Raw genomic sequence first — 14,618 nt, forward strand, 5'->3', positions numbered from 1 at the left:
CCTTTTGGATGGGTTCAACGCATGGCAGGCACAACGACCAAGGCCGACAGCCTTTGGGATCAGCAGGGTTTGTCGCGCTTCGGCGGCGACGCCATACAGGCGTTCGCCCGTGCCCACGACGACAAGCTTTCGCTCTGCCAGACGCTGGAGGAAATCGCCGATTCGCTGCCGGACGAGGTCGACAAGCAGAAATGCAAGCTGGCCGCGCGCGAGATCTGGCCGCTGCTGCGCAGCGTTCACAGTTTCGAGGAAAAGATCATCTTCCCTGCACTGGCAGACCGGCTTGCCCACGTCGACGGCATTGACGAGACGATCGCGCGCCTGAAGTCGGAACATGCCGAGGACGAATGCTATGCCGAGGAGCTCACCGACACGCTGCTGTTGCTGGGCGCCGGCGACCGGGGCGTGAATTTCGACGCGGTCGGCTACATGCTGCGCGGCTTTTTCGAATCGGTGCGTCGCCATGTCGCTTTCGAACGGGAAATTGTCCTGCGCCTCGCCCGCGGCACGGAAACGACGACGGATACGGGCCGACAGACCCATTGACGGGCCACGGCGCCGCGTTGGCGGGACCTACATGCTGGCGCGTTCGTCGAGCCGGTCGAGATCGGGCACGGTGATATGCCGGTTGTTCTCGATGTGGATGACGCCGTCCTTGCGCAGCTTGGTCAATTGCCGGCTGACCGTCTCGATCGTCAGGCCGAGGAAATCCGCGATATCGGCGCGCGTCAGCGGCAGGTCGAATGTCACCGGACCTTCATGGGTCGCCGCGTCCGGATCGACATTGATCGCGATGAGGTGAAGGAAGCTGGCCACCTTTTCCGCGGCCGTCTTGCGGCCAAGCGTCAGCATCCAGTCGCGCGCCTCGTCCAGTTCCTTGAGCGTTTGCTCCAGAAGTTTGTGTTCGAGGTCCGGCGACTGGTCTATCATCCGGTCGATCAGTCCCTTGGAGAAGCTGCAAAGCTCCACTTCGGTGGCCGCTTCCGCCGAAAAACGGCTTGAGCGCGAGAACGGACGGCCAAGGAAATCCGGCGCGAATTGCAGCCCGACGATCTGCTGGCGGCCGTCCGAAAGCATCTTGGTCAGCTTTACCACGCCGCCGATCACGTTGGCATATTGCGAGACGTCCTGTTCCTCGCCGACAAGCTCGGTTCCAGGCACCACCTTGCGCCGCACGGAATGCTTGGAAAGGCTGACGAGCTGATCGGTGTTCAAGGCGCCGCAAACGCCGCGATGGCGCGCTTCGCACGCCTGGCACAAGGCCGGCACACCGGTTGTATGAACATCTTCGCGCACTTTTTTGTCCATGTTCAAATCCTACCAGTGCTGCTTTGCAATAGCTACACCGCAATTGCACCATATTAGCAATCAACGCGACAATCTGCCGCGACAGCTTTGCTGTACCACTTGCAGCCGGTTCAAGCCAGTTTGATACGGATCAACGTTCGCAGGTCCATCGTCTAGTATCGAACACATCTGAAAAGATGTGGAATGGATGCACGATGAACAGCGAACTGATCGAGCGCTACGCAAAGCCGGTGCCGCGGTACACCAGTTACCCCACCGCGCCGCACTTCACGCCCGACATCGATGCGGCGGCCTACCGCTCCTGGCTGGAGGCAATCGAACCCGCGACGCCGGTTTCGCTTTATGCCCACATCCCGTTTTGCGACAGATTGTGCTGGTTTTGTGGCTGCACCACCAAACAGGTGCAGCGCTACGATCCGGTCGAGGTCTATCTCGATTCGCTGCGCGCCGAAATCGCCCATGCCGGCGATTGCGTCACCCGCCAGGCACCGGTGACCGCAATGCATTTCGGCGGGGGGTCCCCCACCATGCTGAAGGCCGCCGACATCCGGCTGCTTGGCGAGACGCTGCGCGCGCATTTTGCCTTTGCTGCGGATGCCGAAATCTCCGTCGAGATGGACCCCAACGACATGACGGAGGACCGCTTCGATGCCTGTGCCGATATCGGCATGACCCGCGCCAGCCTCGGCGTCCAGGATTTTGATCCCGTGGTTCAGGAGGCAATCAACCGGGAGCAGACGGTCGAGCAGACCCGCTCGGTGGTGGATGGCGTACGCCGGCGCGGTGCCGGCTCTGTCAATCTCGACATCCTCTACGGCCTGCCGCACCAGACGGTCGAAAGCATCGAGAAGACGGTGCGCGCCTGCCTCGACATGGACCCGGATCGCATTGCGCTGTTCGGCTATGCGCATGTGCCCTGGATGAAGAAGCACCAGACGATGATCGACGAGACGGTCCTGCCGGGCCTTGTCGAGCGCTTCCGCCAACAGGATCATGCCGCCGGCCTGTTGCGCGAGGCCGGCTATGTGGCCATTGGCTTCGACCATTTCGCCAAGCCGGCCGACAGCATGGCCAAGGCCTTGCAAGGCGGCACGCTGAAGCGGAATTTCCAGGGCTATACCACCGATGACGCCCCGGTCCTGATCGGCCTTGGCGCCTCGGCCATCGGGCAATTGCCGCAGGGCTATGTCCAGAATTCCCCGGCCTCCGGAGACTATCAGCGGCGCATCGCCAATGACGGCTTTGCCACCGTGCGCGGTGTGCGCCTGAGCGGCGAGGATGTCATGCGCCGGGCCGTCATCGAGAAATTGATGTGCGATTTCGCCTTCAGCCGCGATTGGGCGCTGGACACCTTCGGCGCGCCTGCGCGCACCATCATCGAGGAGGCCGACTATCTGGCCGCGTCCGACCGCGACGGGTTGTTCTCCCGCGAGGAGAACGTCTACCGCGTCACCGATACCGGCCGCCCCTTCGTGCGCGTCATCGCCGCTCATTTCGACGCCTACCTGCACAAGGGGGCAGCCCGCCATTCCGCAGCGGTCTGAGGAGGCCACGGATCCGGGCACCCTGGCCCGGCGCTGCGCATGAAAACGCCGCGGACGATGGGTCCGCGGCGTTCTTCATGTCACGATGACGGGTTTGAACCCTTACTGGCGCGCCTGTTCCTTGAAGACACCGTCCTCGACCTTGGAGATGACGATGATGTCGCCGCCCTGGTGGTCGCCGGGGCCCATCTTGATGTCGGCATCGGCGATCACGTCGCGGAACTCCAGCGACTCCATGCCCTTCTGGAAGCTCTCCGGCGTCAGATCCTGGCCCGCGGCCTCAAGCGCCTTGACCAGCGTTTCAGCAGCGCCATAGCCCAGGATCGCGGCCATGCCCGGCTCCTCGTTGTACTTGGCAACGAAGTCGTCATGCCACTTCTTGACTTCCGGATCGTCCATGCGCGGCTTGTAGTCGGCCCAGCCGCCGGCGGCGTAATAGCCGTCCGTGATCCCGCCCGGCTGCGAGGCGATGGCCTCGTGATAGGCCGCCGAGGAGCCGAGGAAGGACACGTCGTTCCAGCCCAGCTTCTTGGCCGTGGCCACGGCGATGATGGTCTGGCGCACGCCCAGTGCCGTGGCGACGATGTCGCAGCCGGCGTCCTTCAGCTTGGTCAGCGCGCCCACGAAGTCGGTTTCATCCGGCTTGTGGGTGGTTTCCGCAGCCCAGGTCTTGCCCAGTTCCTCTGCCTTGTCCACCGCGCCTTCCTGGATCTCCTTGCCGAAATCCGACGGGATGTACATCGCGCAGATTTCCTCCGCGCCCTTCTCCTTGACCAGGTAGTCGACCCCGGCCTTGATCTGGTCGTAATAGGACGAGAAGCCGGCATACTTGTAGGTGATGTCGCCTTCGAGCATCTGCCGGGCCGAGGTCAGCGGCGCGATGTTCGCCACCTTCTTGGCCTGCATCAGCGGGAAGCCGGCAATGTTGTGCGGCGTGCCGAGATTCAGGATCATCGCGAACACGCCGTCCGAATTGATCAGCTTGTTGAAATTGGCCACCGCCTTGGGCACCTGGTACTGGTGATCCTCGACGATCATGCGGATCTTGCGGCCGTGAATGCCGCCCGCCTCGTTCACCTCGTCGAATTTCATCTGTGCCGCCTTGATGGCCTGCACATTGAAAGGCGCGAAGATACCCGACTGGTCGCCATTGGAGCCGATCAGCACTTCCGTGTCCGTCACGCCCTGCTGGGCCATCGCGGCCGACGTCATGCCGGCGGCAATGCCAAGTGCGAGAATGGACTTCCTGATTGCAGTCTTCATCCGTTTTCCTCCGTTACGGTTGAACTGAATTATCCCTCTTTTCCATACATGGAATCGATCAGCGGCTTGTGCTTCTTTTCCACGAAGCCGCGCTTGAGCTTCATGGTCGCCGTCAATTCCTCGTCTTCCGCCGTCAGCAGCGTGTCGATCAGGCGGAAATCCTTGATCTGCTCGACCCGGGCAAACTCCCGGTTCGTCTCCTCCACCACCGCTCCGATCAGTTCGCGCACCTCCGGGGCCGCACACAGCGAACGGTAGTCGGAGAACGGCACGCGCTTGGCCTGCGCGAATTTTTCCACGTTTTCCTGGTCGATCATGATCAGGCAGGTCAGATATTTGCGCTTGTCGCCGATGATGACGGCATCCGAGATGTAGGGCGAGAACTTCAGCCGGTTCTCGATTTCCGCCGGCGTGATGTTCTTGCCGCCGGCCGTGATGATGATGTCCTTGAGCCGGCCGGTGATCGTCAGGTAGTTCTCGTTGTCCAGCCGCCCGATATCGCCCGTCCGCAGCCAGCCGTCCTCCGTCATCGTCTCGGCCGTCTTGTCCGGCTTGTTCCAGTAGCCCTTGAACACGTTGCCGGCCTTGTACTGGATCTCGCCGTCCGGCGCGATGCGCACCTGAGTGCCCGGCAGCGGCTGGCCCACCGTGCCGTTCTTGTTGTTTTCAAACGTGTTGATGGAGATGACACCGGAGCTTTCGGTCATTCCGTAGCCTTCCAGGATCGGAACACCGGCGGCGCGGTACCACTTCAGGAGATCGGGCGAAATGGGCGCCGCACCCGATCCGCCGCGGCGCAGCCGGTCCATGCCCAGCATGCGGCGCAGGTTCTTCAGTACGAGGAAATCCCACACCCGGAACGCCAGTGCGGTGCCAGACGGCACCGGCCTGCCTTCCAGTTCCGCTTCCGCCTTCTTCATTCCCGTGGCGATGGCCTGCTTGAACGCCCATTGCTGCAACGGCGTGGCATCGCCGATCAGGATCATGACGCGGGAATAGATCTTCTCCCAGACGCGCGGCACGGCCACGAATGTATGCGGACTGACCTCCTGGACATTGTCGAACACCGTCTCCGGGCTTTCTGCGAAGTTCACCGTCGACTTGCCGGCAATCGGCGCGAAGGCGGAGAACAGGCGTTCGAGAATATGGCAGAGCGGCAGGAAGCAGACCTGCTCGTCGGTCGGATATATCGGCGCTGCCACATTGCCCGTGGACAGCGAGCACATGATGTTGGAATGCGAGATCATGGCGCCCTTGGGCATGCCGGTGGTCCCCGACGTGTAGACAAGGATCGCCGTTGCGTCCGGATCGGTCTTCGCGGTCTCGGCCTCGAACAGATCCGGCGTTTCCTTCAGCTGCTCGCGTCCCAGACGGTAAAGCTCGTCGAGGAAGATGACCTTCTCGTCGGAAAAGTCGTGCAGGCCCTCCGGGTCCAGCACGATCACCTTGCTCAGTCCGGGTATGTCCTTCCTGACTTCCAGGAACTTGTCGAGTTGCTCGTCATTCTCCACGAACAGGAACCGGCTGTCGGAATCGTTGACGAGATATTTGAGCTGTGCCGCCGAATCGGTCGTGTAGATGCCCGAACAGATGCCGCGCATGCACTGCACGCCCATGTCGACATAGACCCATTCCTTGTTGTCCTCCGAGAGGATCGACACCACCTCGCCGGGCTTCAGGCCGAGCCGGTGCAGCCCCAGCCCGATCAGCCGCGCATGCTCGCGGAAATCGTTCCAGGAATAGGACAGCCAGATGCCGTAATCCTTCTCGCGATGCGCCGTGCGCTCGCCCAGTTCCTTGCAGCGTTCAAGGAACAGCTTTGGCAGCGTGTCGCATCCGTCGATGAAGAACGGACCCTTCGACAGATCCGCATTGATCGACATGCCGTTGACGACCTGCTGCGGCGGTATGCTCTTGTGAACCGTCATCTGCGCCTCCCCTTGATCCTACCGCCAGGTCTTCTTCTGTTTCCAGCGCTTCTGGCCGCGCTGGCTCTCTTCCTGGACGCCGAGATAGAATTCCTGCACATCCTTGGATTCCTTGAGCCGCTTCGCCTCGCCTTCCATGACGATGCGGCCCAGTTCCATCACGTAGCCGTAGTCGGCCACGTCCAGCGCCACCTTGGCATTCTGCTCCACCAGCAGCATGGTCACGCCCTGCTCCTTGTTCAGGCGCCGCACGATGGCGAAGATCTCCTTGACCAGCAGCGGCGACAGGCCGAGGCTCGGCTCGTCCAGCAGCATCACCTTCGGCCGCGCCATCAGTCCGCGCCCGATGGCCAGCATCTGCTGCTGGCCGCCCGAAAGCGTGCCCGCTGCCTGGCGGCGGCGTTCCTTGAGGATCGGGAAATAGGAAAACACCATCTCCTTGTCCTCCGCCACGCCGCGATTGTCGCTGCGGGTAAAGGCGCCCATGTCGAGATTTTCCTCCACGGTGAGCAGCGGAAACACCTCGCGCCCTTCCGGCACATGCACGATGCCCTCGCGCACCACCTGGTCGGGTTCGCGGCCCGCAATGTCGTGGCCGCCATAGAGCACCTGGCCCTTTTCAGGGTCCATGACGCCGGAAATCGTCTTCATCAGCGTCGTCTTGCCCGCGCCATTGGCGCCGAGCACCGTGGCGATCTGGCCCTCGCGCACGGTCAGCGAAACCCCGCGCAGCGCCATGATCGGCCCGTAATAGCTCTCCAGGTTGACGATGCGCAGCACCGGTTTGGCCGCCTGGTCCGTCGCCGCGGACTGGGTCATCACGTTCATGCCGCTTCCTCCGCCGTGTCCTCTGCGCCGATATAGGCCTCGATCACCGCCGGATGGTTCTGCACCTCGGCCGGTGTGCCCAGAGCCAGGGTCTTGCCGTCGGCCAGCGCCATCACCCGGTCGGACACCGAGGCGACGAGATGCATGTCATGCTCCACCATCAGCACGGTGATGCCCATCTGCTTCTTGAGGTCCTCCACCCAGAAGGCGACGTCCTGCGTCTCCTCGACCGACAGGCCGGAGGCCGGTTCGTCGAGCAGCAGCAGCTTCGGCTTGATGGCCAGCGCCCGGCCCATTTCCACCACCTTGCGCACGCCGTAGGGAAGACCGGCAATGTATTTCTCGCGATAGGCATGCAGGTCGAGGAAATCGATCACGTCCTCGACGGCGCGCCGGTTTTCCATTTCCGCCTTGCGCACCGAAGGCAGGAACAGCAGCTCGGAGAACAGGTTCGTCTTGCGGAACCGGTTGCGCCCGACCAGCAGGTTCTGCAACACGGTCGCCTGCTCGAACAGCTCGATGTTCTGGAAGGTGCGTGCGATGCCAAGCTTGGCGATGTCATGCGGCGGATGTTTCAGAAGGTTTTCGCCGTCGAAGACGATCTCGCCCTCCACCGGGTCGTAGAAGCGCGAGATCAGGTTGAACAGGGTCGACTTGCCGGCGCCGTTCGGCCCGACCAGCGCGAACACCTCGCCCTCCTCCACCTCGAAGGAAACATTGTTGACGGCAATGACCCCGCCGAACTTGAGCGTGACGTTGCGGACTTCCAGAAGGCTCATCGCATGCGCTCCGTCTTCAGGTAGCTCTTCTGCCGGCGGAACATGTCGCGGCGGTAGAAGGGGAACAGTTCGAAATAGGTCCGGATCTTGATCCACGAACCGTAGATGCCGCGCGGCTCGTAGAGAATGAACAGGATCAGGATCAGTCCGAACACGGCGGTCTCGATGCCGGGAATGACGATCGATCCCACGCCCGTCACCTGGCCGATCCAGTCGCGCAGGAAGGCCAGCACCTGCGGCAGGAACACCACCAGGATGGCACCGAAATAGGCACCGTGGATCGTGCCCAGGCCGCCGATCACCACCATCAGCAGAAGCTGGATGGAAATCAGGATGAGAAACGCCTCATGGTTCACGAAACCGATGAAGTGGCCCATCAGCGCGCCGGCCAGGCCGGTTATGCCCGTCGATACGCCGAAGGCGACGGCCTTGGTCCGCGCCACGTTGACGCCCATGGCCTGCGCCGAGATTTCCGAATCGCGCACCGCGGCAAAGGCCCGGCCCGTCGGCGAGCGCAGGATGTTGCGGTAGAACAGCGTCACCACCAGCGCCACCGCCAGCGCCACCCAGTAGAACGCGAAGGGATTGCCGTAGCGGTTGATGTTGAAGCCGAAAATGGAAATGTCCGGCACCAGGATGCCGGCCACGCCACCGGTCAGCGGCTCGGCAATGACGATCAGATCCTCGATCAGGATCGAGATCGCCAGCGTGGCGATGGCCAGGTAGATGCCGTGCAGCTTCGTGGTCGGAATGGCCACCAGAACGCCCGCCAGCCCGGCAATCAGGCCGGCCAGCGGAAAGGTGACGAGAAACGGCAGGCCGAGACGCGATTGCAGGATCGCGTTGGCATAGCAGCCGATGGCCAGGAAGGCGGCATGGCCGAGCGACGCCTGCCCCGTCTGGCCCACCAGGATCATCAGGCCCATGCCGGCCAGCGACCAGATCAGCACATTGGTCACCTCGCCCAGCACGAAGGTGCTGACAAGATAGGGCATGACCAGCAGGATGAGGAGCAGCAACAGGTACCAGCGGGCCTGGTGCCAGTCCTTGAAAAGCCGGATGTCCTGGTCGTAGGACGTCTTGAAGAGTATCCGCATGGACTGCCCTCAAACCTTCTTGCGATGGACTTGCGCCAGGATGCCGTGGGGACGGAAGACCAGCACGAGGAAAAGCAGCAGGTATGGCGCGATCTGGCTGTAGCCGGCGGCGATGTAATAGGCCGCGAACGGCTCCATCACGCCGATGATAAGCCCGCCGATCAGCGCGCCCGGCAGCGAGCCCATGCCGCCGATGACCGCCGCCGCGAAGGCCTTGATGCCCAGCAGGCCGGCGGACGGGTCGATGGATCCCTTGGAGGCATAGAGTATGCCGGCCACCGTCGCCATCATGCCCGACAGCGCCCAGACCAGTGACTGCACCCGCTTGACGGGGATGCCCATGTAATAGGCGGCAAGCTGGTTCTGGGAGGACGCCTGCATCGCCACGCCGAGACGGGTATTGTTGAAGTAGAAGTAGAACAGGACGGTCAGCAGCAATGTCGAGATGATCACCGCCACTTCATCGACGCCAAGCACCACGCCGCCGAAGGATACATCCATACCCGCGAACGGCGTTTCGAGCGATTGCGGCTCGTGGCCCCACAGGGTGCCGGCCACGAAGCGCATCACGAAGCCGATGGCGATGGTCAGGATGACCACGGCCACCTGGCTCTGCCCGAACATCTGCCGGATGACCACGAGGTCCAGGACGTATCCGACAATGCCCATGATCGCGATGGCCAGCGGCACAGCGATCCAGAAGGGCAGGCCGAGCTGGTCCGAATTGGTCAGCCAGAGGGTGACGAAGGCACCGAGCATCATCATGTCGCCCTGGGCGAAGTTGACGGCTTCGGTTGCCTTGTAGATGAGCACGAAACCCAGTGCGATCAGGCCGTAGATACAGCCATTCGCAAGGCCGCTCACCAGCAGCTGCGCTACGTCCACGACAGTTTCCTCCCATTGTCGCGTTACGGTTTTTCACCGTATATTTTTTCAGCATGTTAAGCAGCTTTGCCCCTCCTTGGCAAAGCTGTTTCGCACTCTGCCTATCCGGGCATAAGGAATACCTTTCCGTTCGGTTTTGCCAATTCGCCGGCCAATCGCGCATGGGCTTCGCTCAGCGCGATGACCGCCGTCACGTCCGTTGCCCATTCGCCGGAGGCAAAACGGGACTGGACGTAGTGCGCCGCTGCCGCATTCTCCTCCGGCGAGGCCCGCCGCTTCCATTGCGTCAGCCAGAATCCCTCGATCCGCTTGTCCATGAAGATCAGTTGGCCCGGCTCCGGGATCACCGTGTCCGCCCCCTCCAGGCGGCCATAGACGATCCAGCGCGCGCCGCGGCCCATGGCGGCGAACACCTGGCCGGCCACCGGCCCGGTGACGGCGTCGAGAAAGATGCGCGGCTTCTCCTCTTTCAGCACCACTGCCAGTTGCTTGGCGAAATCCGGCGCGGTGACATTGAGCACATGCGCCGCGCCATGGCTCTTCAGCAGGTCGACCTGGTCGTCGCGGCGCACCAGCGCGATCGACCGGTAGCCCTCGTCGGCCGCCATGCGGGCGATGAGCTTGCAAAGCTGGCTTGCCGCGGCGCTCATGATGAAGGCCTTTTCGCCCTCATCCCGCACGATGCCGAACATGGCATAGGCCGTCAGCGGGTTGACGATCATCGCCGCGCCGTCGGCATCGCGGATGTCGTCGCGCAGCGGAATGCAGACGGCGGCATCGGTCAGTGCATAGTCGGCCCAGCTTCCCGACTGCGTGGCGATGAAGGCCACGCGCCTGCCCTTCAGGCTGTCGGCATGCGCCCCTCCGCCCGACGCCACCACCTCGCCGACGCCCTCGAAGCCGGCCGGCTTTCCCTTCACCCGCCGCTGGCCGTACATGCCCTTGATGAACATCACGTCGGCCGGATTGACCGACGCCAGCTTCACCTTGATCAGCACCTGGCCCTCGCCGGGCTCTGGCACGTCCGTTTCGGCCAGTTCGACATAGGGGTCGAGGCCTTCCAGTTGCATGGGCGAGGGCTTTTCGGCAAAGCCGTCATCGCGTTGGAGCAGCGCTTTCATTGTCTTTCTCATGGCCGCCTCACGGTGTCAGCACGATCTTGCCGGTGGCCCCGCGCCCGAGCACGCGCTCCAGCACCGAGGCCGCATCGGCCAGCCTGTAGGTTCCGTCCACCACCGGCCGGACCTTGCCCTCCATGTAGAGGCCGATCAGTTCGCGCATGTTGGCGGCATAGACCTCCGGCTCGCGCCGGGTGAAATCGCCCCAGAACACGCCGACCAGCGAATAGCCCTTCACGAGCGTCAGGTTGACGGGCAGTTTCGGGATCGTGCCCGATGCGAAACCGATGACCAGCAGCCGCCCGCCCCAGGCCATGGAGCGCGAAAGCACGTCGAAGGCCTCGCCGCCGACGGGATCGAAGGCGACATCCACACCATTGCCGTCCGTCACGCGCTTCAGCTCATCCTTCAGGTTTTCATAGCCCAGCACCTCGTCGGCACCGTTTTCCCTGGCGATGGCGCGCTTTTCCTCGCTGGAGGCCACCGCGATCACCCGCGCGCCCATCGCCTTGCCGATCTGGATGGCGGCAAGGCCGGTGAGCCCGGCCGCGCCCAGCACGCACAGCGTCTCGCCGGCTTTCAGGTCCGCCCGCTGCTTCAGCGCATAGTGCGAGGTGGAAAACCCGACCAGCAACGCGCAGGCATGATCGGCCGGCATGCCCTCCGGCAGCTTCATGGCGCTCATTGCGGGCACGGCCACGCGTTCGGCATAGCCGCCGAACGGCATCATCGCCGCGGCCCTGTCGCCAACCGCGAAACCGGTCACCCCCTCGCCGACCGCCACCACCTTGCCGGCGGTTTCCATGCCCGGCACGAAGGGCGTCTGCGGGCGCAACTGATAAAGCCCCTGCACCAGAAGCCCGTCGGGGAAATTGACGCCGATGGCCTCTGCCTCGATGACGATATCGCCCTTTTTCGCCTCCGGTTCCGGCCAGTCGCCATAAACCAGCTTGTCGAGGGGCTGGAAGTCGTTCGCGATGATTGCCTTCATGCGGATCAGACCTTTTCCTGGGTGTATTTGCGCAATTCCTGGCGCGCGATCTGGCGCCGGTGCACCGCATCCGGGCCGTCGGCGAAACGCAATGTGCGCAGATGCGTCCACATGCGGGCCAGCGGCGCATCCTGGCTGATGCCCTGCGCGCCGAAAATCTGCACCGCCTCGTCCGTCACCTTCAGCGCCATGCGGGGCGCCACCACCTTGATCTGGCTGATCCATGGCGCGGCGGCGCGCGGATCGCCCTGATCCATCATCCAGGCGGCCTTGAGGCACAGAAGGCGCGCCTGTTCGATCTCCATGCGCGCTTCGGCGATGATGTCGTAATTCTGGCCGAGATGGGCAATCGGCTTGCCGAAGGCCTCGCGGCGCAGCGCCCGCGTGCACATAAGCTCCAGCGCCTTCTCCGCCTGCCCGATGGCGCGCATGCAGTGATGGATACGGCCCGGCCCGAGCCGCCCCTGCGCGATCTCGAAGCCGGCGCCCTCTTCCTTGACGATGTTGGAGACCGGCACGCGCACATTCTCGAACCGGATATGCATGTGGCCATGCGGCGCGTCATCCTCGCCATAAACCTCCATGGCGCGCAGGATGGTGACGCCCGGCGTACCGGCCGGCACCAGCACCATCGAGTGCCGGCGGTGCTTCGGATCGTCCTCGCCGCCCGTCTTGACCATGGTGATGTAGATCTTGCAGCGCGGATCGCCGGCGCCCGACGACCACCACTTCTCACCGTTGATGACGTATTCATCGCCGTCGCGCACACAGGACATGGAGATATTGGTCGCATCCGAAGAAGCCACGTCCGGTTCGGTCATCAGGAAGGCGGAGCGGATCTTTCCCTCCAGCAGCGGCGCCAGCCATTCATCCTTCTGCGCCTGCGTGCCGTAGCGCTCGAACACCTCCATGTTGCCGGTATCCGGCGCCGAGCAGTTGAACACTTCCGCGCCCAGATGCGCCTTGCCCATTTCCTCGGCCAGATAGGCATATTCGACCGTGGTCAGCCCGTAGCCGCGCTCGGAATCGGTCAGCCAGAAATTCCACAGCCCGCGCTCCCGCGCCTTCGCCTTCAGGCTTTCCAGGATTTCCGTCTGGCGCGCGGTGAAGTCCCAGCGGCTGCCCTTGGCCACCTCGGCGAGATATTCCTCCTCCAGCGGCAGGACCTCCTCCTGCACCATGCGCCGCACGGCTTCGTGCAGCGGCTTCACCTTCTCGCTCATGCCCAGGTTCATGTCGGTCATGCTATCAGCTCCTTGCGTGCGCCAAGTCCCCTCAGCGCGTAGGTAACGATCTGGCGCACCAGCGCCGCGCGGTCCTCGTCCGTTTCGCCGGGCCGCGGCTTGTACCAGAAGATCGGTGAATTCAGCGTCATGAACATGACCTGGTTGGCGATCGACAGGTTCTCGTAGTCCAGCAGGCCGGCGGCTTTCGCCGCCTCCTCCGCTTGCCGGAAATAGGCGGAATAGCGCTCGCGCGTGGCAATCAGCGCGTCGAAGGCCTCGCGCTGCTCCGGCGTCGTCGCACCGCGCAGATGCAGTTCCACGCCCTCCCAGACGACACGCTGGAAGGCACGTGTGGCCAGCATCATGCGCACATGTTCCGTTGCCAGCAGCTTCAGCTTCTGCAACGGGTCCATGTCACGGGCCACGAGCGGTTGCAGATGCACATGCAGCATCTCCATGCCGTGTCGGTAGACAGCGGTGAACAGGTCGGTCTTGGAGGAAAAATGGTGGTAGATGCGCCCCTTGGTGGACCCCAGCCGCCGCGCCACGTCATCGATGGAGGTCGAGGCGAAGCCGCGCTCCTCGAAACAGGCGGCGGCGGCTTCGAGGATCTCGAAGCGTGGCTCATGCGCATTCAGCGCAACAATGTCCGGCACTGTGTCCAACCGGCTCCTCCCAGGCCCTGCTGCAACCGTCCGTCCTTCTGCCAAAGGCTCTTTACGGCTGGGCAAATTATGAACATACTACCGAGTATGTTGTCAACGTGATCCTTCAGGAAAGATCGACAGGGGATCACGCAAGAAAGGTGAAGAGAGGGAGGAGCGCCGTCATGAACGGGCTGGAGGAACTGTTTTCCGTCAAGGGCAAGATAGCACTTGTGACCGGCGGGGCAACCGGCATCGGGCGCATGTGCGCCACGGGACTGGCCATGGGCGGCGCGCGCGTGATGATCGCCTCGCGCAAGGCTGAGGCCTGCCAGGCCACCGCGGACGAAATCAATGCCATGGGCCTGCCGGGCTCGGTGGAGGCCTTCGCCGGCGATGTCGGCACCGAGGAAGGTGTCGATGCGCTCGCCGCCGAAGTAGCCAGCCGCACCGGCCGGCTCGACATCCTCGTCAACAATGCCGGCCTTTCCTGGGGCGAACCCTATGAAAGCTTTCCCTACAAGGCCTGGGCGCGCGTGCTCGATGTCAATGTGACCGGCCTGTTCCACCTGACCCGGCAATTGACCGGCCTGCTGGATGCGGCCGCGACGGATGAAGACCCCGCCCGCATCATCAACCTGGGCTCGGTGATGGGCACCCAGCCCATAGCCGACGGCGCCTATTCCTACACGGCGTCGAAGGCCGCCGTGCATCACCTGACCAGGACGCTGGCGATCGAGTTTGCCGAACGGCGGATCACGGTCAACGCCTTCGCGCCCGGCCCCTTCCAGTCGAAGATGACAGCCTTCGCCACGGCCGGAGACGAGAATGCCAGGCGCATCGGCGCGCGCGTGCCGCTGGGCCGCATCGGCGCTCCGTCGGATATTGCCGGCGCAACGCTTTTCCTGTGTTCGAAGGCAGGTGCCTATGTCACCGGCTGCATCCTTCCCCTTGACGGGGGCCAATCCGTCCAGCACGGAATGAGCCTCTTCAAGGACTGAGCGAAG

General features: G+C 63.3%; 14 protein-coding genes. 3 read left to right on the forward strand and 11 right to left on the reverse strand.

Features of this window, described 5'->3' with window-relative positions; translation table 11 throughout:
* Window positions 1-21 precede the first annotated feature (21 nt).
* Window positions 22-546, forward strand: coding sequence for a hemerythrin domain-containing protein (locus tag R3D65_RS14190; RefSeq protein WP_371275895.1), 525 nt, complete (start codon window positions 22-24; stop codon window positions 544-546).
* Window positions 547-573: 27 nt separating this feature from the next.
* Here R3D65_RS14190 and R3D65_RS14195 read toward each other — a convergent pair whose 3' ends face one another.
* Window positions 574-1,308: a Crp/Fnr family transcriptional regulator gene (locus R3D65_RS14195; protein ID WP_371275896.1), complete on the reverse strand. Its 735-nt coding sequence runs from the start codon at window positions 1,306-1,308 to the stop codon at window positions 574-576.
* Between the two features lie 194 nt (window positions 1,309-1,502).
* On the opposite strand from R3D65_RS14195, the gene hemN reads away from it, so the two are divergent.
* Entirely contained in the window at window positions 1,503-2,852 is a 1,350-nt protein-coding gene (gene hemN / locus R3D65_RS14200) for an oxygen-independent coproporphyrinogen III oxidase (RefSeq protein WP_371275897.1), read from the forward strand.
* A gap of 102 nt (window positions 2,853-2,954) precedes the next feature.
* Here hemN and R3D65_RS14205 read toward each other — a convergent pair whose 3' ends face one another.
* The 10 genes from R3D65_RS14205 to R3D65_RS14250 form a co-directional block, all read right to left on the reverse strand.
* Window positions 2,955-4,115, reverse strand: coding sequence for an ABC transporter substrate-binding protein (locus tag R3D65_RS14205; protein WP_371275898.1), 1,161 nt, complete (start codon window positions 4,113-4,115; stop codon window positions 2,955-2,957).
* A gap of 29 nt (window positions 4,116-4,144) precedes the next feature.
* Complete coding sequence (locus R3D65_RS14210; RefSeq protein WP_371275899.1) at window positions 4,145-6,043, reverse strand: long-chain fatty acid--CoA ligase; 1,899 nt, start codon at window positions 6,041-6,043, stop codon at window positions 4,145-4,147.
* Window positions 6,044-6,061: 18 nt separating this feature from the next.
* Window positions 6,062-6,862 (reverse strand): ABC transporter ATP-binding protein, encoded by an 801-nt coding sequence (locus R3D65_RS14215; protein ID WP_371276047.1) that lies wholly within the window; start codon window positions 6,860-6,862, stop codon window positions 6,062-6,064.
* 5 nt (window positions 6,863-6,867) lie between these two features.
* Complete coding sequence (locus tag R3D65_RS14220; RefSeq protein ID WP_371275900.1) at window positions 6,868-7,650, reverse strand: ABC transporter ATP-binding protein; 783 nt, start codon at window positions 7,648-7,650, stop codon at window positions 6,868-6,870.
* A complete protein-coding gene (locus tag R3D65_RS14225) occupies window positions 7,647-8,747 on the reverse strand; it encodes a branched-chain amino acid ABC transporter permease (RefSeq protein WP_371275901.1) in 1,101 nt (366 codons plus the stop codon). Before R3D65_RS14225 ends, R3D65_RS14220 begins: the two co-directional genes overlap by 4 nt.
* 9 nt (window positions 8,748-8,756) lie before the next feature.
* Complete coding sequence (locus tag R3D65_RS14230; RefSeq protein ID WP_371275902.1) at window positions 8,757-9,632, reverse strand: branched-chain amino acid ABC transporter permease; 876 nt, start codon at window positions 9,630-9,632, stop codon at window positions 8,757-8,759.
* A 101-nt stretch (window positions 9,633-9,733) separates the two neighbouring features.
* Window positions 9,734-10,753, reverse strand: coding sequence for an alcohol dehydrogenase catalytic domain-containing protein (locus R3D65_RS14235; RefSeq protein WP_371275903.1), 1,020 nt, complete (start codon window positions 10,751-10,753; stop codon window positions 9,734-9,736).
* Window positions 10,754-10,772: 19 nt separating this feature from the next.
* Window positions 10,773-11,741 carry an NADPH:quinone oxidoreductase family protein gene (locus R3D65_RS14240; protein ID WP_371275904.1) on the reverse strand — a complete coding sequence of 323 codons (969 nt, stop codon included), beginning with the start codon at window positions 11,739-11,741 and terminating at the stop codon, window positions 10,773-10,775.
* Between the two features lie 5 nt (window positions 11,742-11,746).
* Window positions 11,747-12,985, reverse strand: a complete 1,239-nt coding sequence (locus R3D65_RS14245) for an acyl-CoA dehydrogenase family protein (RefSeq protein WP_371275905.1) — start codon at window positions 12,983-12,985, stop codon at window positions 11,747-11,749.
* Window positions 12,982-13,623, reverse strand: coding sequence for a TetR/AcrR family transcriptional regulator (locus R3D65_RS14250; protein WP_371276048.1), 642 nt, complete (start codon window positions 13,621-13,623; stop codon window positions 12,982-12,984). Before R3D65_RS14250 ends, R3D65_RS14245 begins: the two co-directional genes overlap by 4 nt.
* Window positions 13,624-13,796: 173 nt before the next feature.
* Between R3D65_RS14250 and R3D65_RS14255 the strand changes: the two genes are divergently transcribed.
* Window positions 13,797-14,612: an SDR family oxidoreductase gene (locus R3D65_RS14255; RefSeq protein WP_371275906.1), complete on the forward strand. Its 816-nt coding sequence runs from the start codon at window positions 13,797-13,799 to the stop codon at window positions 14,610-14,612.
* Window positions 14,613-14,618 lie beyond the last annotated feature (6 nt).

The sequence above is a fragment of the Zhengella sp. genome (genome assembly GCF_041397485.1).
Taxonomy (GTDB): Bacteria; Pseudomonadota; Alphaproteobacteria; order Rhizobiales; family Rhizobiaceae; genus Zhengella.